The sequence below is a fragment of the Arthrobacter dokdonellae genome, from assembly GCF_003268655.1.
Classification (GTDB): domain Bacteria; phylum Actinomycetota; class Actinomycetes; order Actinomycetales; family Micrococcaceae; genus Specibacter; species Specibacter dokdonellae.
Map to the genome: position 1 here is coordinate 694,534 of NZ_CP029642.1, position 20,579 is coordinate 715,112.

General features: G+C 69.9%; 20 protein-coding genes and 1 pseudogene. 15 read left to right on the forward strand and 6 right to left on the reverse strand.

Annotated features, from left to right (window positions below):
- Window positions 1-100: 100 nt before the first annotated feature.
- The 4 genes from DMB86_RS03155 to DMB86_RS03170 are packed head-to-tail and all read right to left on the reverse strand — an operon-like array spanning window position 101 to window position 5,604.
- Window positions 101-1,816, reverse strand: a complete 1,716-nt coding sequence (locus DMB86_RS03155) for a putative PEP-binding protein (RefSeq protein ID WP_113716512.1) — start codon at window positions 1,814-1,816, stop codon at window positions 101-103.
- 16 nt (window positions 1,817-1,832) lie between these two features.
- Window positions 1,833-3,854, reverse strand: coding sequence for a PTS fructose transporter subunit IIABC (locus DMB86_RS03160; RefSeq protein WP_113716513.1), 2,022 nt, complete (start codon window positions 3,852-3,854; stop codon window positions 1,833-1,835).
- A complete protein-coding gene (locus tag DMB86_RS03165) occupies window positions 3,851-4,819 on the reverse strand; it encodes a 1-phosphofructokinase family hexose kinase (RefSeq protein WP_113716514.1) in 969 nt (322 codons plus the stop codon). Before DMB86_RS03165 ends, DMB86_RS03160 begins: the two co-directional genes overlap by 4 nt.
- Complete coding sequence (locus DMB86_RS03170) at window positions 4,816-5,604, reverse strand: DeoR/GlpR family DNA-binding transcription regulator (RefSeq protein ID WP_113716515.1); 789 nt, start codon at window positions 5,602-5,604, stop codon at window positions 4,816-4,818. Before DMB86_RS03170 ends, DMB86_RS03165 begins: the two co-directional genes overlap by 4 nt.
- 264 nt (window positions 5,605-5,868) lie before the next feature.
- On the opposite strand from DMB86_RS03170, the gene DMB86_RS03175 reads away from it, so the two are divergent.
- The 4 genes from DMB86_RS03175 (at window position 5,869) to DMB86_RS03185 (ending at window position 8,155) form a co-directional block, all read left to right on the forward strand.
- Window positions 5,869-6,510, forward strand: a complete 642-nt coding sequence (locus tag DMB86_RS03175; RefSeq protein ID WP_113716516.1) for an alpha/beta hydrolase — start codon at window positions 5,869-5,871, stop codon at window positions 6,508-6,510.
- Between the two features lie 8 nt (window positions 6,511-6,518).
- Window positions 6,519-6,707 carry a hypothetical protein gene (locus DMB86_RS20230; RefSeq protein ID WP_129545452.1) on the forward strand — a complete coding sequence of 63 codons (189 nt, stop codon included), beginning with the start codon at window positions 6,519-6,521 and terminating at the stop codon, window positions 6,705-6,707.
- 72 nt (window positions 6,708-6,779) lie between these two features.
- Entirely contained in the window at window positions 6,780-7,229 is a 450-nt protein-coding gene (locus DMB86_RS03180) for a DUF2871 domain-containing protein (RefSeq protein WP_113716517.1), read from the forward strand.
- A gap of 98 nt (window positions 7,230-7,327) precedes the next feature.
- Entirely contained in the window at window positions 7,328-8,155 is an 828-nt protein-coding gene (locus DMB86_RS03185) for a hypothetical protein (protein ID WP_227878570.1), read from the forward strand.
- Between the two features lie 19 nt (window positions 8,156-8,174).
- Here the strand turns inward: DMB86_RS03185 and DMB86_RS03190 are convergent, their stop codons facing one another.
- Window positions 8,175-9,461: a DUF445 domain-containing protein gene (locus DMB86_RS03190; RefSeq protein WP_113716518.1), complete on the reverse strand. Its 1,287-nt coding sequence runs from the start codon at window positions 9,459-9,461 to the stop codon at window positions 8,175-8,177.
- Window positions 9,462-9,483: 22 nt separating this feature from the next.
- Between DMB86_RS03190 and DMB86_RS03195 the strand changes: the two genes are divergently transcribed.
- The 9 genes from DMB86_RS03195 (at window position 9,484) to DMB86_RS03235 (ending at window position 16,490) form a co-directional block, all read left to right on the forward strand.
- Window positions 9,484-10,317 carry a glycerophosphodiester phosphodiesterase gene (locus DMB86_RS03195; protein WP_113716519.1) on the forward strand — a complete coding sequence of 278 codons (834 nt, stop codon included), beginning with the start codon at window positions 9,484-9,486 and terminating at the stop codon, window positions 10,315-10,317.
- 45 nt (window positions 10,318-10,362) lie between these two features.
- The gene (locus DMB86_RS03200) at window positions 10,363-12,225 is read left to right on the forward strand and encodes a glycoside hydrolase family 15 protein (RefSeq protein ID WP_113716520.1); all 1,863 of its coding nucleotides are present in this window, start codon (window positions 10,363-10,365) and stop codon (window positions 12,223-12,225) included.
- 17 nt (window positions 12,226-12,242) lie between these two features.
- Window positions 12,243-12,641, forward strand: a complete 399-nt coding sequence (locus DMB86_RS03205) for a DoxX family protein (RefSeq protein ID WP_113716521.1) — start codon at window positions 12,243-12,245, stop codon at window positions 12,639-12,641.
- Window positions 12,638-13,507 carry an AzlC family ABC transporter permease gene (locus DMB86_RS03210; protein WP_129545453.1) on the forward strand — a complete coding sequence of 290 codons (870 nt, stop codon included), beginning with the start codon at window positions 12,638-12,640 and terminating at the stop codon, window positions 13,505-13,507. Before DMB86_RS03205 ends, DMB86_RS03210 begins: the two co-directional genes overlap by 4 nt.
- Window positions 13,504-13,815, forward strand: a complete 312-nt coding sequence (locus DMB86_RS03215) for an AzlD domain-containing protein (RefSeq protein ID WP_113716522.1) — start codon at window positions 13,504-13,506, stop codon at window positions 13,813-13,815. The genes DMB86_RS03210 and DMB86_RS03215 overlap by 4 nt, the downstream gene beginning before the upstream one ends.
- Window positions 13,816-14,039: 224 nt before the next feature.
- Window positions 14,040-14,372 (forward strand): thiamine-binding protein, encoded by a 333-nt coding sequence (locus DMB86_RS03220; protein WP_113716523.1) that lies wholly within the window; start codon window positions 14,040-14,042, stop codon window positions 14,370-14,372.
- Between the two features lie 55 nt (window positions 14,373-14,427).
- Window positions 14,428-15,096: an O-methyltransferase gene (locus DMB86_RS03225; RefSeq protein ID WP_113719307.1), complete on the forward strand. Its 669-nt coding sequence runs from the start codon at window positions 14,428-14,430 to the stop codon at window positions 15,094-15,096.
- A gap of 21 nt (window positions 15,097-15,117) precedes the next feature.
- Window positions 15,118-15,633, forward strand: a complete 516-nt coding sequence (locus DMB86_RS03230; protein ID WP_113716524.1) for a GNAT family N-acetyltransferase — start codon at window positions 15,118-15,120, stop codon at window positions 15,631-15,633.
- A complete protein-coding gene (locus tag DMB86_RS03235; RefSeq protein WP_113716525.1) occupies window positions 15,633-16,490 on the forward strand; it encodes a spermidine synthase in 858 nt (285 codons plus the stop codon). Before DMB86_RS03230 ends, DMB86_RS03235 begins: the two co-directional genes overlap by 1 nt.
- A gap of 123 nt (window positions 16,491-16,613) precedes the next feature.
- Here the strand turns inward: DMB86_RS03235 and proY are convergent.
- Window positions 16,614-17,141: pseudogene (gene proY, locus DMB86_RS03240) on the reverse strand (proline-specific permease ProY); the annotation flags it as partial.
- A 360-nt stretch (window positions 17,142-17,501) separates the two neighbouring features.
- Here proY and DMB86_RS03245 point away from each other — a divergent pair.
- Together DMB86_RS03245 and hutH are read left to right on the forward strand one after the other, a co-directional pair.
- On the forward strand, window positions 17,502-18,296 hold the full coding sequence (locus tag DMB86_RS03245) for an IclR family transcriptional regulator (RefSeq protein ID WP_113719308.1): 795 nt from the start codon (window positions 17,502-17,504) through the stop codon (window positions 18,294-18,296).
- A gap of 521 nt (window positions 18,297-18,817) precedes the next feature.
- The gene (gene hutH / locus DMB86_RS03250) at window positions 18,818-20,404 is read left to right on the forward strand and encodes a histidine ammonia-lyase (protein WP_113716527.1); all 1,587 of its coding nucleotides are present in this window, start codon (window positions 18,818-18,820) and stop codon (window positions 20,402-20,404) included.
- Window positions 20,405-20,579 lie beyond the last annotated feature (175 nt).

The following is a 20,579-nucleotide window of genomic DNA, read 5'->3' on the forward strand; positions in this document are numbered from 1 at the left end:
GCGGCTTTTAGCGTCATTGCTACGGGCAGACGTTAAATTCTAGCAGATTACCGAATTTAAGCCGGGGAGAGGGGCGCCTGGGGCATGATTTCCCGGGGTGCTACAGCCCCAGTTCAGCCAGGACCGGCAGGGCGCACCGGACCAGTTCGCGCGCTTCACCGGCGGACGCGGCAGCCACCGCACGGCCTGCCAGGTCCCGGGCCTGCTCCATGGTCACGGAGCGCAGCACGGCACTGACCGCGGGGAGGGCGCGGGCCGTCATGGACAGGCTGCGCACGCCCAGTCCCGCCAGAACGACGGCGAGGGCCGGGTCGGCGGCCGACTCGCCGCACACGCCCACAGGCTTGGGCGGCGCCCCTGCCGAAAGGCCCTGGGCCGCGGCCCCGTCGACGGTGGCCTGGACCAGCGCCAGGACGGCCGGCTGCCAGGGGTCGTTAAGCGCGGCGAGCGGGCCCAGCTGGCGGTCGGCGGCCATGGCGTACTGGGTGAGGTCGTTCGTGCCCAGGCTGGCGAACTCCACGCGGTCCAGCAGGTGGCGGGCCGTGAGCGCCGCGGAGGGAACCTCCACCATGACGCCGGGCGTCTGAAGCCCGGCGGACGCGCACAGGGCGGCAAAGTCGGCGGCCTCGGCGGCCGTGGCAATCATCGGGGCCATGACCCATACGGCGGCCTCGGCGGCGGCCGCGGCGTCGGCGATGGCCGCCAGCTGCCGGGCCAGGACCCCCGGCGAGCTGGTGTCCGTGCGGTAGCCGCGGACACCGAGCGCCGGGTTGGGTTCGGTGGCGTCGGTCAGGAACGGAAGCGGCTTGTCGGCGCCGGCGTCCAGGGTGCGGACCACCACCTTTTTGCCCGGGAACGCGTCAAAGACGCCCTTGTACGCGGCCACCTGCTCGTCGTGGCCCGGTTCGGTGTCGTGGCCCAGGAAGCAGAACTCGGTGCGCAGCAGTCCCACCCCCTGGGCCCCCGCGGCAGCGGCAGCCTGGGCATCCTTGGCGCCGCCCACATTGGCCAGCAGGTCAAGCCGGGTGCCGTCGCCCAGCTGCCCCGCGCCGTCGAACGTGCCCAGCAGGGACGCCTGCTCCCGCCATTTCGCGGCGGCGGCCTGCTCTGCCTCGCCGGGCTCGGTGGTGATGCGGCCCTGGGCGCCGTCAACGTACACGAGGGCGTTTTCGGCCAGCTCCGCCACTCCGCGTGCGGCGACCACGGCGGGCAGTCCCAGGTTGCGGGCGATGATGGCCGTGTGGGACTGCGGCCCGCCGCCGGCCGTGACCAGGGCGATGACCTTGGTGGGATCCAGGGTGGCGGTGTCGGCCGGGGCCAGGTCCTCGGCCACCAGGATGAACGGCACGTCCGAATCCGGGATGACGGGGGCGGGGACCCCGCGCAGTTCGGCAACGATGCGGGAGCGGACGTCCAGGACGTCGTGGGAACGTTCGGCCATGTAGCCGCCCAGGCTGATGAGCATGGCCGCGACGTCGTTTCCGGCGTCCCAGATGGCCCGCTGCGCGGAGGAGCCGGCGTTGATCAGCTTGACCGCGGCCTTGATCAGCATGGGATCCCCGGCCATCTGCGCCGTGGCTTCCAGGACCGCCTTGCCGTCGCCGGAGGCGCGGGACGCCCGGCCGGCCAGCTCGGCCTTGACCTGGGCGGCCGCCGCCTTCAGGGCCGCGGCGGCGGCCTCCTCGGGTGGGGTCCCCGTGCCGTCGGGAGCGGGAAGCCGTTCCCCAGCCGGAGGCTCGCTCAGCGCGGGCGGCATGAGGCGGACGGGGCCCACCACGCGGCCGGGGGTGACGCCGACTCCAACATAGCTCTGCATAACGGCTCCTTCGAGGTTAGTAGCTGCCCTGGCTGACAAGTTCCGGTGCGCCCACAGTATCAACGGGCCTGCGCACTGCCCAGCGCTTGAGCGCCACCACGGAGAACGCCGAGACCACCATGCCGACCAGAATGGCCGTGATGAACATGCCGATGTTGCCGATGGCGAAGAAGACGAAGATTCCGCCGTGGGGTGCCTGCGACGTGACGCCGGCCGCCATGCAGATTGCGCCCGTGAACGCACCGCCAAGCATCATGGACGGGATGACGCGCAGGGGGTCCGCGGCGGCAAAGGGGATGGCGCCTTCGGAGATGAACGACGCCCCGAGCAGCCAGGCGGCCTTGCCGTTTTCCCGTTCGGCCAGGGAGAAGCGCTTCCTGTCGATCACGGTGGCCAGGGCCATGGCGAGCGGCGGGACCATGCCGGCGGCCATGACGGCCGCCATGATTTCCCACGGCGCGTGGTTCAGGGCGGAGCCTGTTCCGAGGCCGGCGACGGCGAACGCGTAGGCCACCTTGTTGACCGGGCCGCCAAGGTCGAAGCACATCATCAGGCCCAGGACAATGCCCAGCACGACGGCGGACGCGCCCGACATGCCCGTCAACCAGTGGTTCAGGCCGTTGGAAAAGGCTGCGATGGGGCCGCCAAGGACCAGCAGCATGGCGCCGGAGGCGATGATGGATCCGAGGAGCGGGATGATGACCACCGGCATGAGGCCGCGCAGCCAGCGGGGCACCTTCCAGCTGCCGATCCAGTAGGCGGCAAGGCCGGCCAGGAGGCCGCCCACCAGGCCGCCCAGGAAGCCGGAGCCCATGAAGACGGCCACGGCGCCGGCCGTGAACCCGGGTGCGATGCCGGGCCGGTCGGCAATGCCGAAGGCGATGTAGCCCGCCAGCGCCGGGACCAGGAAGCTCATCGAGAGGCCGCCGATCTTGAACGCCACGGCACCCAGGTACAGGGCCAGGTTGCCGCCGTCGGGCAGGTTCAGCAGGGTGTTGTGGGTGAGGATGTCATCGGCGTGGGTGCCCAGCGCGATGCCGTAGCCGCCCAGCAGGAAGCCGAGCGCGATCAGCAGGCCGCCGCCGGCCACGAACGGGATCATGTAGCTGACGCCGGTGAGCAGCACCTTCTTGACCTTGGTGCCCAGGTGTTCGCCCGCCACCTCGGCATTGTGCTCGGCAGCCTCCTCGGCGCCAAAGTGCGGCACGCGGTGCGCGTGGGGATCCGTGGCGGCCGCGAGGGCCTCCCGGATCATCTTCGCGGGCTCGTCGATCCCGCGCTTGACGGGTGCGTTGATGACGGGCTTGCCGGCAAAGCGTTCCTTGCCGCGGACATCGACGTCGACGGCGAAGATCACGGCGTCGGCGGCGGCGATGACGGCCGGGTCCAGCGGCGTCACGGCGCCGGAGCCCTGCGTTTCCACCTGAAGTTCGACGCCGGCCTCCCTGGCCGCCTCGACCAGCGAGTCCGCTGCCATGTAGGTGTGGGCGATGCCCGTGGGGCAGGCCGTCACGGCGACGAGGCGCCGGGGCGCGGACACGGCGGCGGCGGGCGCTTGCGTGCCTGGGGCCGCCGCGCCTGCCGGGGTGTCGGCCAGCGCGCCGTCGACCAGGGCCACGATTTCCGCCGGCGTCTTCGCCGCGCGGAGGGCGGCGGTGAAGTCCTTCTTGATGAGCGAGCGGGCCAGCTTGGACAGGAGCTTCAGGTGCTCGTTGTCGGCGCCGGCGGGGGCCGCGATGAAGAAGATGATGTCCGCGGGGCCGTCCTTGGCGCCAAAGTCCACGGCCGGGTCCAGCCGGGCCATGGCCAGGGTGGCCTCCAAAACTGCTTCGGAGCGGCAGTGCGGGATGGCGATGCCGCCGGGCACGCCCGTGGCGGTCTTTTGTTCGCGGGCCAGGGCGTCGGCATACAGCGCGTCGACGCCGGTGGCCCGGCCCGCGCCGGCAACCATGCCGGCGAGCTGGCGGATCACTGCGGAGGTGTCGGCGCCGAGATTGGCGTCCAGCACCACCAGGTCGGTGTTGATCAATGTGGTCATGAGAGTTCTCCAAGACGTGCGTCCAGGGCCGTCACGGTGACGGCGTCGGGGTGGGTTTGGTGCAAAGCGGGAACCAGGGTTCCGGGGAGGGAAGCAGCGGCCGCCCCATGGGCCACTGCTTGCTGCAGGCATGCTGCGGGGGAGTCCCCCCGCAACGTGCCCAACAGATATCCGGCGAGGGCGGAGTCGCCCGCGCCGACGGTGCTTCTGGCAACAATGGCGGGCCCGGTGGCCAGCCAGCTGCCTGCGGCCGTGACCAGCACGGCGCCCTTGGAACCCAGCGTGGCCAGCACGGCGCCCGTGCCGCGGTCCACCAGGTGTTGTGCCGCGGCAGCCGCCAGGGAGGGATCCTCCTCCAATGACGGGCCGTCGCCGATTCCGGTCAGCTCGGCGAGTTCCTCGGCGTTGGGCTTGAGGAGGTCCGGGCACGCGGCCACGCTGGCCGCCAGCGGGGCGCCGGAGGAGTCCACGGCGATGAGGGGTGAGCTGTCGCCATACCGGGCGCGGACCGCGGAAATCACGTGGGAGTAGTAGCCTTCCGGTGCCCCCGGGGGGAGGGAACCGGCCAGCACCAGCCAGGAGGCGCCGTCGGACTTCTCCACGGCCAGCTCCAGGAGGGCTGCGAGCTGCGCGGCGGAGAGCACCGGGCCGGGCTCGTTCACCTTGGTGGTGGTGCCGTCGGGTTCGGTGACGGCCACGTTGCTGCGCAGCGGCGCGCCGATCGGCAGCGACAGGTGCGGGATGTCCTCGCGCTGCAGGGCCAGCACGACGTCGTCACTTGCGTCCCCGGGCAGCAGCGCCAGGGCGTCGGTGCCGGAGACCGTCAGGGCGCGGACAATGTTCACGCCCTTGCCGCCCGGATGCGCCGACGCGGCGATGGCACGCTGCACTTCGCCGCGCTCCAGCGGGCCGGGAAGCTCGATGGTGCGGTCAAGGCTCGGGTTGGGTGTCAGGGTGAGTATCATGCCAGCACCACCTCGACGCCGGCCGCTTCCAGTGCGGCGGCGAGATCGGGGGCGGGGGCTGCCGTGGTGATCAGGGTGTCGACCTCCTCAAGGGTGGCAAAGCGGACAAGGGTTTCGACGCCCAGCTTGGAGGCGTCGGCAAGGATGACGATTTGGCGCGCGGCCCGCACCATGGCGGTCTTCGTGGCCGCCTCGACGGGGTCCGGGGTGCTCAGGCCGAAGTCGGCGTGGACGCCGTTGGCGCCCAGGAACGCGATGTCGGGGCGGAGGGCGCCGAGCTGTTCCGTGGCCCGTGCCCCCACCACGGCGCTGGTCAGGCCGCGGACGCGGCCGCCCAGGATGTCCAGCAGCAGGTGCATGTTGCTGCCCAGCGTGGTGGCGATGGGCAGGGAGTTGGTGATGGCCAGGAGTTCGTCGCCGTCGTTCGCGGGGGCCCAGGTGGTCAGCTTGTCGGCCAGGGCGCCCGTGGTGCTGCCGGAATCGAGCAAGATGGACACTGTCTGCATTTGCGGGATCAGGGCCAGGGCGGCTTCGGCGATGCGCTGCTTTTCATCGAGCCGCCGGCCTTGGCGTTCCAGAAGGCTCGGCTCGGAGCGGCTGAGCCGGTCCAGGGCCACGGCGCCGCCGTGCACCCGCCGCAGGATGCGGCCGTCCTCGAGGGAGGCAAGGTCGCGGCGGACGGTTTCCTGCGTGATGGAAAAAAGGTCGGCCAGCTCGTTGACGCCGACGCGGCCCTGCGCGCCGACGAGTTCGGCGATGCGCTGGTGCCGTTCTTCTGCAAACATGGGGCTCCTTCTTCCTGCCATTCACGTGACGGACATCACGTGATGTTGTTTCAGATCACTGTATCTGCGTTTATCTGCGTTTGTCAATAGGAAACCACATAAACAAAGATTCACGGCGGATGGTCGCCGCGCGGACCGCGTGCCCGCGCCGAGAACGGCGTCTCTTCGCGCCGCCCCCGCGGCTTGGCACCGCCCGCAGCGCAGACTGGCGCCCCGCTTCGCGGATTCCAGCCGTGCGGGCCGGCCGGTGCGTAGGCTGGCCCCATGGAGAATGTCGCTTGGTCCCGGCCCGAAGCGGAGCGCCCGGGCACGCCGCTGCTGCTGATGCTGCACGGCTACGGTTCCAGCGAAGTGCGCATGGCCGAACTCTTCGGCTCGATGCCGAAGGGCTTCACCTGCGCCGCGCCCCGCGGCGCTCTGGACGTGGGCGGGGCCCGCGGCTGGTTCCTCCTGGACTACTTCCTCGACAACGACTTCGCCGAGGTGATCGGGGCCGCCTCACGACTGCTGGCGTGGCTGGACACCGAGACGGCCCGCCACGGCTTCAGCAGCATCTCCCTGCTGGGCTTTTCGCAGGGCATGGCCATGGCCACCACGCTCCTGCGCCTGCGGCCGGCGGCGTTCACGGCAGCAGTGGGGCTCTCCGGCTTTGTGCTGCACAACGAACTGCTCGGTGCCATGGAGCCGCTGGAACCGAAGGTCCCGTTTTACTGGGCCCGAGACGCGGCGGACCTTGTCATCAACCCGGACGCCACGGCGTTCACCGCCGCATGGCTCGCCGCAAACACCGATCTCCAGCAGGCACGCTACGACGGTCTGGGACACAAAATCCGCGCCGACGAGCTCAGCGACGGTGCGTCCTTCCTGACGGCCAACGTCCCCGGCTCGTTCGTGCCGCGGGGCTAGGGGGAACGATGGCGGGCAAGGCAGCCGGCTTCGAGGTCACAGTGGCACGCGGCGGCGAGGTGTCCATGAGGCACAACGGCTTGCCAGCCGCCACACTGCGCGAAGGAGATCGGCTGAACGTCGCCGCGCTGAATGTCGCCGAAAGCACCCGTCCCCAAAGCAGTCCAATGGCGCCGCCGGTTCAACCAAAAGGTTGATGGCCGGCGTCGTGCGCGTCCATAGGCTGGAGGCAAAGGCCCGACCAGGGGCCCACCAGCAAAGGACATTTCATGAAGAAGCTCTTTTACTCCGCGTTCGCCTACATGATCATCGGCGTGCTCTCCGGACTGTTCTACCGCGAGTTCACCAAGGGCAAGGACTTCACCGGGTTCACGCAGCTCTCCGTGGTCCACACGCACCTGCTCACGCTTGGCTTCATTGTGCTGCTCATTGTCCTGGTCCTGGAGAAGCTGTTCACGCTCTCCGCGTCCCGCCTGTTCAGCTGGTTCTTCTGGACCTACAACGCCGGACTGGTGCTGACCGCGGCCATGATGGTGTGGCACGGCATGCTGCAGGTCAACGGCGCCACCGACGTCTCGGCCGCCATCCCCGGCATCGCCGGCATGGGCCACACCCTCCTTTCCGCCGGCATGGTGCTGCTGTTCCTGGCCCTGAGTACCCGGATCTTCGGAACCTCCGTTAAGCACGACGCCGGAACGTCCGCCGCGCTCGCAGGCTGAGTTCCGGGCGGGCCGGGCCGGGCGGCGTTTCCGCCGGTTCCCGACCCGCGGCGGGCATGGGCGGCTACGCTGGGACTACGTCAACAGTCAGGGAGCGCATGGCACGCAAGGATGTGGAAAAGGCCGGTTTGGGCAGGTCCGCCGGCAAGCCGAACCCCGCCGTCGGGCTGGCGGCGGCGGCCGCCTTCGACGCGAAGGGCAGGCCCCGCCCGGCCGTCCACGGGATGCTGCTGAAGGCCGTCGAGGTCCAGCGGCCCTTGGTGCTGGCCAACCTGCGGCGGCTGCGCAGGAAAAACCCGGACGCGACGGCCTTTGAGCTCAGCCGGCGGCTCGAGCGGGATTTCCTCCACGGGGTCGGCGGCGGCGGGGCGGCCATCGGCGCCACGGCCATCGTGCCCGGCATCGGCACCGTGGCGGCGCTTTCCATCTCCGCCGCCGCCACCGTGGTCTTCCTGGAGGCCACCGCCCTCTACGCGCAGTCCGTGGCCGAACTCCACGGCGTCCGGCTGGCCGATCCCGAACGGGCGCGGCTGACGGTCATGGCGATCATGCTGGGCGATGAAGGCACCGCCATGCTCTCCGGCCTGACCGGCCATGCCCTGGGCAACGGCAGGACGCCCCTGCAGGCATGGGGCAAGACAGTCGGCAAGTCCATGCCGGTCTCGGCGGTCAAGGGCGTCATCGCCTCGATGCAAAAGAAGTTCCTGAAAAAGGTCGCCGTCAGGGGCGGCGCGTCCGTGGTGGGCAAGGCGCTGCCGTTCGGCATCGGCGCCGCCGTGGGCGGCGTGGGCAACTACATGATGGGCCGGGCCGTCGTCGCCTCGACCCAGCGAGCCTTCGGCCCGGCGCCGCTGGAAATCCCCGCCGAGCTGTTGGCCGAACTGGACGCTGTCAAAGCCACGAAGCCGTCACGGGGGAAGCGCTGATCCCGGCCGCCCGCGGGGCTTAGTGGAAGATCAGCGTGGCCACCGTGAAGATGGCCAGGCCGGCGAGCGAGCCCACCACGGTGCCGTTGATGCGGATGAACTGCAGGTCCTTGCCCACCTGCAGTTCGATCTTTTCGCTGGTCTCCACCGCGTCCCAGCGCTCCACCGTGTCCGTGATGATGGATGCGATCTCGTGCTTGTACGTGCGGACCAGGTAGGAGGCGGCGTCGGAAATCCACGCGTTGGCCTTGGCCGCCAGTTCGACGTCGGTGGCCAGGCGGGTGCCAAAGTCCTGCACGGCGGCGGTGAACTTCAGGCGCAGCTCCGACCGCGGATCCTCGACGGCGTCAAAGAGGGCGTTCTTGATGGTCTCCCACGTCCGCCCGGCGAGGTCCCGCACTTCCGGATCCCCCAGGACCTGGGCCTTGATGTTTTCAACGCGGGCAATCATGGCCGGATCGTGCTGCAGTTCCTGGGCCAGGTCGGCTAGGTAGTTGTCCAGCTGCATGCGAAGTTCGTGGTGCGGGTCCTTCTGGACGGCGCGGGCAAACTTGTAGATCTCGGTGTAGATTTTGTCGCCCACCAGTCCGTCCACGAACTGCGGAACCCAGCTGGGGGAGCGGTCGGAGACCAGCCCGGAGATGGTGTCATGGTTGGCCTGGATCCACAGCGTGGAGCGGTCCACGAGCAGGTCCACCAGGGCGTGATGGTGGCCGTCGGCAAAGACCCGCTCCGCCACCTTGCCGATGGGGGGCCCCCACGGCGGGTCAACCAGATATTTGCGGACCATGGATTCGATGATGTCCCGGACGTCGTCGTCCTTCAGCACGGCCATGGCGCCGCGCATGGCGGCAGCGCCTTCGGTGGCCACCCGTTGCGCGCTGGCCGGCTTGGACAGCCAGGCGCCCACCTTCTGGGCGATCTGTGTCTTGGCCAGCTTCTCCGCCACCACGGTTTCGGAGAGGAAGTTGGTCTCCACAAACTCGCCCAGCGACGCGCCGATGTCGTCCTTGCGGTTGGGGATGATGGCGGTGTGCGGGATTTTCAGCCCCATCGGGTACTTGAACAGGGCCGTCACGGCAAACCAGTCGGCCAGGGCTCCCACCATGCCCCCCTCGGTGGCCGCCCGCACGTACACCAGCCACGGGTAGTCGCGCTGGAAGGCAAAGGCCAGGCAAAAGACCACGGCCATGGCGATCAGCAGGCCGAGCGCAATGTTTTTCATCCGGCGCAGCGCCGCCGCCTTTTCAGCGTCGGGCTGCGGAACGGGCGCCGGGAGCGTGCCCGGCTGTTGTGTTTGCGCCATGCAGCAAGCGTAGCGTGATGCCATGATCGAGCAGATATTCGCCCACCGCGGTGCCAGCGCCGGCTTCCCCGAGCACACCCGCGCCGCCTACCTGCAGGCCCTGGCCGACGGCGCCGACGGGGTGGAAGGCGATCTCCACCTCACCGCGGACGGAGCCCTGGTCCTCATTCACGACGACACGTTGGACCGGACGTCCAACGGCAGCGGCCCAGTGGGCGCCCACACGCTCGAGGAGCTGTGCGGGCTGGACTTCACGTCGTGGAAAGGCGCCCGCATCCCGCCGGAATACGGCCGCGTGGGGGAACAGCTGCTGACGCTGGACGGGCTGCTGGACATCCTGGCCGGGGCCGGGCGGGAGATGGCGCTGGCCCTTGAGTTCAAATACGGGGAATTATTCGACCCCGCCCTCGTGGACGCCGCCCTGGAAGCGCTTGGCGCGCGTGGCTGGTCCGCCGCGCGCTCGATGGCCGGCAAGGTGCAGGTGTCCTTCATGAGCTTCCATCCCGAGGCCGTCAAGTACCTGTCCGGCCATGTCCCGGCGGCGATGCTCTGCCAGCTGCTTCAGTACGCGGAAACCGGGGCCGGGCGCGAACTGCTGGCCAACGGGGAGGCGCTGCTGGACGACGGCGCCGCCCACCTGGCCGGGCCCGGCGTCGCCTACCTGCGTGCCAACCCGGGCAACGCCGCCCGCTGGCTGGCCGCGGGGCGCACCCTCCGGGTCTGGACCGTGGATACCGCGGAGGACCTCCAACTGTGCCTGGATGCAGGCGTGGCCGAGGTGACGACCAACCGGCCGGCCGCCATCAGGGCCATGCTTGGCCGGGCGCCTAGTGCCGGCGGCCGGCGCCCCGCCTGACCCCGCTCACTGCCAAGCCCCTGCAGCATGTGGTTGCATGGACACATGGCATCACGGATAGAAGACTACGCATTGCTTTCCGATCTCCACACCGGCGCCCTCGTGGGCCGCGACGGCAGCCTGGACTGGCTGTGCTTTCCACGCTTCGACTCGCCGGCGGTGTTTGCCGCGCTGCTGGGGGACGAGCATAACGGACGCTGGCGCCTGGCCCCCGTCGAGGGGAAAGTGGTCTCCCGCAACTATGTGGGGAGCACCTTCGTGCTGGAAACGCTGTGGGAAAGCGCCACGGGGACGGCCCGCGTCACGGAGTTCATGCCGATCGGGGACAGGCGGGCTTCCGTGGTCCGGCGGATCGACGGTGTCACCGGGACCGTTGAATTCCAGCAGGAAATCACCATCCGCCCCGGCTACGGATCGGTGCTGCCCTGGGTCCGCCGGGTCCACCACCACGCCGGCCATTCGATCATTCTCGCCGTGGCCGGCCCGGACGCCCTGGTGCTGCGCGGGCAGGAGCTGCCGCGCGCCGACGACCACAAACATGCCGGCAGGTTTTCGGTGGCTGCCGGGGAAAGGGTGGAACAGGAATTCATCTGGTACCCGTCCCACCGGCCCGTCCCCCGCGACATCAACCTGGACTCCGCACTGGCGCAGACCCTGGAGTACTGGGACGGCTGGGCGGCGCAGTGCAGCCACGACGGGAAGTACGCCCCCATGGTGGAACGCTCACTGCTGGTGCTGCGGGCCCTGACACATGAGGACACCGGTGGCATTGTGGCAGCCCCCACCACCTCGCTGCCGGAGGACTTCGGCGGCTCCCGCAACTGGGACTACCGTTACTGCTGGCTGCGGGACGCGGCGCTGACGCTGGAGGCCATGCTCACCCACGGGTACGAAAACGTGGCGATGAAGTGGCGCGACTGGCTTCTGCGCGCCGTGGCCGGCGACCCGGAGGACCTGCAGATCATGTACGGATTGGGCGGGGAACGTGAACTGCCCGAGGGTGTCCTGGAGCATCTGCCCGGCTATGAAGGCGCGGCGCCGGTGCGCATCGGCAACGGGGCCGTGGGGCAGTACCAGGCCGACGTCGTGGGCGAGGTCCTCGTGGCGCTGGAGAAGCTGCGCCAGGCAGGAGGGCAGGAGGACCACTTCTCCTGGCCCCTGCAGCTGGCCATGCTGACGTTTGTGGAGCGCCACCTGGCGGACAAGGACCACGGCATCTGGGAGATGCGCGGGAACCTGCAGTACTTCACGCATTCCCGCGTCATGATGTGGGCCGCGTTTGACTGCGGCGTCCGTGCCGTCCGCAACCACGGGCTGAAGGGGCCGGTGGAGCGCTGGGAGGCACTGCGTGAACAATTGCGCGGCGAGATCATGGAGCACGGCTTCAACACGGAGCTGAACACCTTTGCCCAGACCTACGACGGCGCGGCCACGGACGCCTCGCTGCTGGTGATCCCGCAGGTGGGCTTTGTGCCCTACGATTCCCCCGAAATGCTGGGCACCGTGGCGGCGCTGGAAAAGGAACTCGTGGACGATGACGGGTTGATCCTGCGGTACCGGACGACCTCCGGCATTGACGGACTGTCGGCCGGGGAGCATCCGTTCCTGGCTTGCTCCTTCTGGCTGGTGGAACAGTACGCGCACTCCGGGCGGCAGGACGACGCCGAGGCCTTGATGGACAAGCTGGTGGGCCTGGCCAATGAGGTGGGGCTGCTCAGCGAGGAATATGCCACGAAGCACGGGCGGATGGCCGGAAATTTCCCGCAGGCCTTCTCCCATCTGGCGCTGGTGCGGGCTGCCGATGCGCTGCACGGCACCGAGCAGCTGAGCATGGCGTCCGGCGGGGGCCGGACGGACGGCCGGAAGCCCGCCCGTCCACTGGGCGCGCCGCAGGACACGTCGTCCTGACGTGCAACCATGGATCCATGAAACCGCGAACCGCCAGCGCCCTGGCCCTTGCCGCCCTGCTGGGCACCAGCGCCGTCAACCATGTGCGTAACCCCGCCTTCTACTACCCGGTGGTGCCGCCCGTCCTGTGCACTGACAAGGGCGGCCGCCTGGGCCTCATGACCCGTCGCAACTGGGTGCTGGCGTCAGCGGCTCCCGAGGTTTTGGCCGCCGCCGGCCTGCTGCTGCCCGGGACGCGCAAGGCCGCCGCCACCGCCACGGCGGTCATGTTCACGGGGTTTACCGCCGGGCACGTCTCTGCGCTCCGCCGCGCGTTCGGCGCGGGCGGGACCCGGGCTGCCCGGCGGATCCATGCCGTGCGGCTGCCCCTGCAGGTCCCCCTGGTGGTGTGGGCCTGGCGCCTCCGCCGCCCATGACGCTCAGGGAATCGCCCGCGGCCAGGATCGGCGCCTCCATTGCCATCGCCACGGGGTTGTACGGCGTGTCCTTCGGCGCGCTGTCCGTGGCCTCCGGCCTGAACTTTTGGCAGACCATTGCGCTGAGCCTGCTGCTGTTCAGCGGCGGCTCGCAGTTCGCATTCATTGGCGTCATTGCCGGGGGAGGGACCGGCGTGGCGGCCATGAGCGCCTCGGCCCTGCTTGGCATCCGCAACGGCGTGTACGGGATGCAGCTCAACGCGCTCCTGCGGCCCACCGGGTGGCGCCGGTTTGCCGCGGCCCACGTCACGATCGACGAATCCACCGCCACCGCGACCGGCCAGATCGACCCTTCCGAGCAAAAGCGCGGCTTCTGGGTGGCCGGCCTGGGTATATACCTACTGTGGAATGCTTTCACTGCCGCCGGGGCATTTCTTGGTGACGCACTGGGCGACCCTAGGCAGTGGGGCCTGGACGGTGCGGCGGTGGCCGCGTTCCTGGGCCTGCTGTGGCCGCGGATCCGTGCCGTGCAGCCTGCCGCGATCGCGGCGGTCTGCGCCGTGGTGACGCTGCTGGCGGTCCCCTTGGTTGCGCCAGGGGTGCCCATCCTGGTGGCCGCCGTGGTCGCCGGGCTGATTGGCTGGTTCCGGCACGGCGCCACGCCCGCGCACGCCCCCGGCCACGTGGGCGACGGGCTGGAGCCCGACATCGAACCGTACAGGCACGAGGGCGGGACGCCGCGTCCTGCCCGCCCCGGCCCGGAAAGCGCCGGGCGGGACCGCGTCGGCTCGGACCTACCGGGCCAGGCCCGGCCCGGCCAGGACGCGCTCGGCCAGGACGCGCTCCGGGACGGGGAGGCGCCATGACTCTGTGGATTTGGGTGCTGGTTGCCGCCGGGGCGGCCTACCTGACGAAGCTGCTGGGGTACCTGGTCCCGGCCAGGGTGCTCTCGAATCCGCGAATGTCCCGCGTTGCCGGAACACTGACCATCGGGCTGCTGGCGTCCCTCACGGTGGTCAACGCGGCAGCCAGCGGCACCGCCGTGGTGCTTGACGCGCGCGTTGGCGCGCTCGTGGCGGCGGCCCTGGCGCTTTGGCTCAAGGCGCCGTTTCTGGTGGTGGTGATCGTCGGCGCGCTGGCCGCCGCCGGACTGCGGCTGCTGGGCTGGCCCTGATCGTCTCGCCGGTTTTGTGGGCACGCGTGACTGGCCGCGGCGGCGGACTTTTCCGTGGGGCCAAACCCGTGCCGGGTTTTGCCCCGGGTGTACCGGGGGCGCAATCCAAGTCGAGTTTTGCCCAGCGTGAAGCGCAGTTTTGCGCAGGGCATCCCCCTCGCGCAGACCCCGCGCTGTGTCCGGGGCAATAATGGGAGGGAACACCAAACCTTGAGGAGACATCCATGATTGTGGCATTTTCAGTGGCGCCCAGCGGCACCCCCGTGGACGCACCGGCAGGCACCGGTGACGACGCCTCGGTCCACACCGCGGTGGCCGCCGCGGTGAAAGTCGTGCGCGAGTCCGGGCTGCCGAACCGCACCAGCTCCATGTTCACGGAGATCGAGGGTGATTGGGACGAGGTCATGGATGTGGTCAAGCGTGCCACGGAGGCGGCGGGCCACTACGGCAGCCGCGTGTCCCTGGTGCTGAAGGCGGACATCCGCCCCGGCCACACCGGCGAGCTCACCGGCAAGGTGGAGCGGCTGGAAGGCGCGCTGGGGACGCTGGGGGAGTAGCCGCCGTCGTGCCATGCCCCTGTCCGCAGCGCGCAAGGTGGCCTACGCTGGGAGCATGGTTGAGCATCTGCGCCGGCCCGGTTGGGCTGAGGTCGAGGAGTACTTGTCCACCACGCTCGTGAGGGGCGGCGATGCCATGGACGCGGTGATTTCCAGCATCGACGCGGCGGGCATGCCCCGGATCGAGGTGGCGCCCACGGCCGGGAAGCTGCTCATGCTGCTCGCTAGGATCCAAGGCGCCCGGCGCGTGCTGGAGATCGGCACGCTGGCCGGGTTCAGCACCATCTGGCTGGCCCGTGCCCTGCCCCACGGCGGACACCTCACCACCTGCGAGTTTCTTCCGGAGCACGCCGCGGTCGCCCGCAAAAACATCGACGCCGCCGGCGTGGGCGCTCTCGTGGACATCCGCGTGGGGCCCGCGCTGGACACGCTGCGAACCCTCGAGGGCGGCGAACCCTACGACTTCGTGTTCATCGACGCGGACAAGGGCAACGACACCAACTACCTGCGATGCGCGCTGGCGCTGACCCGCCCCGGCAGCGTGATCGTCATGGACAACGTGGTCTGGGAAGGCGCCATCCTGGACCCGGGCGACGATCCGGACGCCGCCGCCATCAGGTCCGCGCTCGACTTCATGGGCGCCAGCGATGCGCTGGACGCCACCGCCATCCAGACCGCAGGGTCCAAGGGCTGGGACGGCTTCGCCATCGCCGTGGTGAGGTAGCCCCTGCACTACGCTGGCAGAATGACCATCGCGCTGCGCCCCGCCACCACAGACGACGCCGAGGCAGTCATGACCCTGCACCTTTGCTGCCACCAGGAAGCCTACGGCCGGCACCTGCCGCCGGAATTCTTCGCCCTGCGCCGGGACACTCTGCCCGGGCGCGTGGAGAACCTCCGGAAGGGCATTGCGGCCGGCCGCGCCCCCCTGCTGGCGTACGACGACGAAGGGCTCCTTGGGCTGGCGGCCGGCGGTCCCGCCCAACACCCCGACGCGCCGGCCCCGGTGGAGCTGTACATGCTGTACATCCTGGCGCGCGGCTATGGCGGCGGTGCCGGGCAGCTGCTGCTCGACGCCGTCATCGGCCGCGAGGCGGCCTTCCTGTGGGTCCTCGAGGACAACCCGCGTGCCCAGGCCTTCTATGCCAGGAACGGGTTTTTCATGGACGGCGCCCGCGACGTCCTGGGCGACGACTGGCACAAGCTGCCCACCGTGCGCATGGTCCGGGCCGCCCGGTCCGAGTCAGCCCCGGCTGCCTGATGGGCCGCAGGCGCGTTCCCAGGAACCAGGACGCCGTCGAGTCCGTTCCCGCGGCTCCCGGCCCCGCCCCCGGGCTGTATTCCACCGACACCGGGACGGCGGAACTGGTTCCGGACGGCGACAACCCCAACGGCTGGCTGCTCATGCTCAACGGCGTGCAGAGCTCCCACATCGACCTGGCGGAACCCCTGCGCCTGGAATTTGAGTACATGCGCTGGATCATGGCGCTGGTGCAGGACCGCTGGGCGCCCGACGCCAGGCTGCGGACGCTGAGCCTGGGCGGCGCGGCCTGCTCCATGCCCCGCTACCTCGTGGCCGCCTACCCCGGTTCCCGCAATGTGGTGGTGGAGATCGACGGCAGGCTCGCCAACTACGTACGCGACTGGTTTGACCTGCCCCGGGCGCCGCTGCTGAAGATCCGGGTGGGCGAGGCCCGCGAGGTGACCGAATCGCTGGCCGGCGCCAGCCGGGACCTGATCATCCGGGACGTCTTTTCCGGGGCGAAGACGCCTCATGCCCTGACCACGGCCGAGTTCACGGCCGCGGCTGCCAGGGTGCTCGGCCCGGGCGGCGTCTACGCGGTCAACTGCGGGGACTCTCCCGCGCTGGCCACGGCCCGGCGCGAGGCCGCCACGATCGCCGCGGCGTTCGCGCACACGGTCATCATCGCCGACCCGCCCATGCTCAAGGGCCGCCGCTCCGGCAACATCATCATTGCCGGCAGCGACGCGCCCTTGGGTGGCGGGTCGGGCCTGCCCCGCGCCCTGCTTGGCGGCGCCATGCCGGCCCAGCTGTGGGACGACGCGAAGGTCCGCCAGTTCGGCCACAGCGCGGCCATCCTCACAGACGCCCCCTAGCCCTCACAGACGCCCTTTAGCGCGCCGGACGTACGGATACGGCGGCCAGATTCACCGCTGGAACCGCAGCCGTGCAGTGGCGGCACAGGGAGAAGGCGGGCCGCCGATTTCGGCACCGCCGGGCTATGAGCGGATCGGCTCCGCCTCCATGTCAACCACGGCGGCAGGGGCGGTCTCGTCGGGAAGCTCGGGCCGGCGTCGTCCGTCACCGCGGACCCACAGGCGGAAGGCCAGGACCAGCAGGAGCAGCCAGGCGCCGCCCACCCAGAGGGCCACGCGGGTGTCCGGGACGAGGCCCAGCACCACCACGATCGCGGCCATGAAGACGATGGTCAGCGCGGAGGCGAGGGGCCACAGGGGCACCGGGAACGCCGAGGGTGCAAGGGAGTCGCGGGCAATTTCACGCTTCATGGCCACATGCGACGCCAGGATCATGGCCCACACCCAGACGGTTGCAAAGGTGGCGATCGACGCGATGACCAGGAACACCTCCTCGGGGATGACCGCGTTGAGCACCACGCCCACGAGGAGCACGCCTGTCATCATCACCACAGTCATCCAGGGCACGCCCGTGCGCGAAATCTTGCAGAAGGCCGCCGGCGCGTGGCCCTGGCGGGAGAGGCCGTACAGGATGCGGTACGCCGGCAGCACGGCCGGCCCCGCCTTTGGATGGCTGAGGCGGAGCCGTAAATCAGGCCCGTTCCGATGGCCGATCCCAGGGCCATGAAGCGGATGTGGCGTGCGTTGAGTCCACGGGTCAGCGAGAGGCCTGCGTTTTGCATGCAAAAACCTTTGGTGTTGGGGGTCTGGCGGTCCAGGTGTGGGCTCCAGCACATCACGCCGCGCCCGTGCCGACCGGCCCCCCAAGCGTTGCTGTCTTGGATTGGAGACCGTCCGCCAATGCCGGATAATCTGGGATTAGAGACCCCAATACTCTACAGCCGCCCCGCGGCGGCTTCCATTTCGGCAAGGGTGGAGGCAGCAATGGACGGACCGGTCGGCGAGGGAACAATGACAGAATCGACACGGACCCCGTCCAAGGTGCCCGCGGCGGACAACACGCTGCGCATCCTGAAGCTGCTGTCCTCCAAACGGGGGCCGCTGGCGGCCTCCACGATAGCCTCCACGCTGGGCCTGCCGCGCTCCAGTGTCTACCACCTGCTGGGAGTCATGGAGGCCAGCGGATTTGTCATGCACCTGCCGGAGGAGCAGCGCTACGGGCTCGGCATCGCCGCCTTTGAGCTCAGCAGCGCCTATTCACGCCAGGAGCCGCTGTCCCGGCTGGGCCGCCCGCTGCTGGCCGCCCTGGTGGACCGGATTGGCGAGAGCGCGCACCTGGCCGTCCTGCACGGACGTGACGTGCTGTACATCGTGGAGGAGAGGGCGAAGCACCGCCCGTCCCTGGTGACCGACGTCGGCGTCCGGCTCCCCAGCCACCTCACCGCCAGCGGCCGCGCGATTCTGGCGGCGCTGCCGAAGTCCCAGGTCCGGGCGCTGTATCCCAACGCGGCGGCATTCAGCTCGCGCACCGACGTTCCGGACCCCATTGGCAAGTACTCCACCTTGTCCGCCCACCTGGAGCAGGTCCGCCAGCGCGGCTATTCCACCGAAAACGGCGAGATCACGGAAGGGTTTGGCTCCGTGGCCGCCGCCGTCACGGACCACCTGGGCTGGCCGGTGGCCGCCGTGGCCGTGACGTTCCTGGCCGCGAAGGTGCCCCCGGGGGAGTGGCCGGCCCTGGCCCAGCGCGTCACCGACGTGGCCGGCGAGCTGTCCACCCGGATCTACGGCCGCCGCGAGGGCTGATTTCGCCCAGCGTTCCCCGCCGACGCTCCTGCAGATCCGGGGTGTTTTTGGGGACGCTCCTGCAGCTTGGGGGCCCTCCACGCCGACGCTCCCGCAGATTGGCGAGGGTGTTTTTTCGGACGCACGTGCAGTAGCGGAGGGAGGGCCTGCCGCCGGCCGAACTTGTGTGCACCAGATCCGTTCGAGTTGCGGCACCCGCCCCCGACCATACGCCGCCACGTTGTCAGGATCGACGGTGCAGCTCCTGCGGGCAAACCGGGCCCGAGGCCACCATATGTGCACCGCCGATTCACCAGGTCGCAACAGCTGCACCACCGATTCTGCACGGCGGGTCATGCCTTCCAACCGCCGGACGTCGACCGGGTGGTGATGCAGGAGCGTCGGGCGAAGCTGCCCGGGATCTGCAGGAGCGTCGGTTGGGGAGTCTGGAATCCCGGACACAGCGCCGGTCAGGGGGCAGAAATCCGCGCCGTTAAGCGCCATAGTGGAAGCTAAGACCGCCACAACCCAAAGGATCCACCATGATCGCCGCCGTCCTGTCCCAGGAAGTCACCCTCTCCTCATCCGGTGTCACCCCCGACGACGTGATCGCCGTCGCCCGGCACAACGCCAAGGTGACCATCAGCGACGAGGCGCTCGCCGGCGTCGAACGCGTCAGGGCACACATCGAGACGCTGGCGCACTCCGACACCCCGGCCTACGGCATCTCCACCGGTTTCGGCGCCCTGGCCAACCGCCACATCCACGAGGACATGCGCACCCAGCTGCAAAAATCGCTCATCCGTTCCCACTCCGCTGGCATGGGTCCGGCCGTGGAGCGCGAGGTGGTGCGCGCGCTGATGTTCCTGCGCGCGAAGACCCTGGCGAGCGGCCGCACCGGCGTGCGCCCCGTCGTTGTCCAGACCATGGTGGCCGTCCTTAACGCCGGCATCACTCCCGTGGTCCGTGAATTCGGTTCGCTGGGCTGCTCGGGCGACCTGGCACCCCTCTCGCACTGCGCGCTGGTGCTCATGGGCGAGGGCGAGGCCGTCGGCCCCGACGGCACGCACTTTGGGGGCAAGGACCGGCCCGTGTCCGAACTGCTCGCGGAAGCCGGCATCACGCCCATCGAACTGGCCGAGAAGGAGGGCCTGGCCCTCGTCAACGGCACCGACGGCATGCTCGGCATGCTGTTGATGGCCATCGCCGACCTGCGCCTGTTGTTGACGACGGCGGACATCACCGCCGCGCTCAGCGTCGAGGGCCTGCTCGGCACGGACCAGGTGTTCCTGCCCGAGCTGCACCTGGAGCTGCGTCCGCATCCCGGCCAGGCCGCCAGCGCCGACAACATGCTGCGCGTGCTCGCCAACTCGCCCATCGTGGCCTCACACCGCGTGGGCGACTCCCGCGTGCAGGACGCATACTCGCTGCGCTGCGCCCCGCAGGTGGCCGGCGCTGCCCGCGACACCGTGGACCACGCGCTCATGGTCGCCACGCGCGAGCTTGCCGCCGCCATCGACAATCCCGTCGTGCTCCCCGACGGCAGGGTCAGCTCCAACGGCAACTTTCACGGCGCCCCAGTGGCGTACGTTCTCGACTTCCTCGCCATCGTTGCCGCCGATGTGGCATCGATTGCCGAGCGCCGCACCGACCGGATGCTGGACCCCGCCCGCTCGCACGGACTGCCCGCCTTCCTGGCCGGCGACCCCGGCGTGGACTCGGGCCTGATGATCGCCCAGTACACGCAGGCCGGCCTGGTCTCCGACTCCAAGCGCCTGGCCGTTCCCGCTTCCGTGGACTCCATCCCCAGTTCCGCCATGCAGGAGGATCACGTATCCATGGGCTGGCATGCCGCCCGCAAGCTGCGCCGTTCCGTGGAGAACCTGCGCCGCGTGCTCGCCATCGAGCTCGTCACGGCCACCCGCGCCATCGACATGCGGACCGCAATGTCCGACGGCGTACTGGTCCCCGGACCGGCAGGCGCGGCCGTGCTTGAGGTGCTCCGGGCGACGGTCCAGGGACCAGGCAGCGACCGCTTCCTTTCCCCGGAACTGGAGGAGGCCGACCGCCTGGTGGGTTCCGGCGCCATCCGTGCCGCAGCTGAAAGGGCCACGGGTCCGCTGAACTAATCCCCACGCCCTCCCACCGCTCGTCCCTCGCGGAGGGGCCCTCGCCGCGGGTCCCTCGCGGCGCGGCCCTCGGGCGCGTGGGCCCAGTCGCCCGCACGCTCAACGGCTGTTGTGACATTTGCCACAGCGGCGGCGGGCGTGTTTAATGTTCAGGTCAGGCGGATGCCGGGCACGG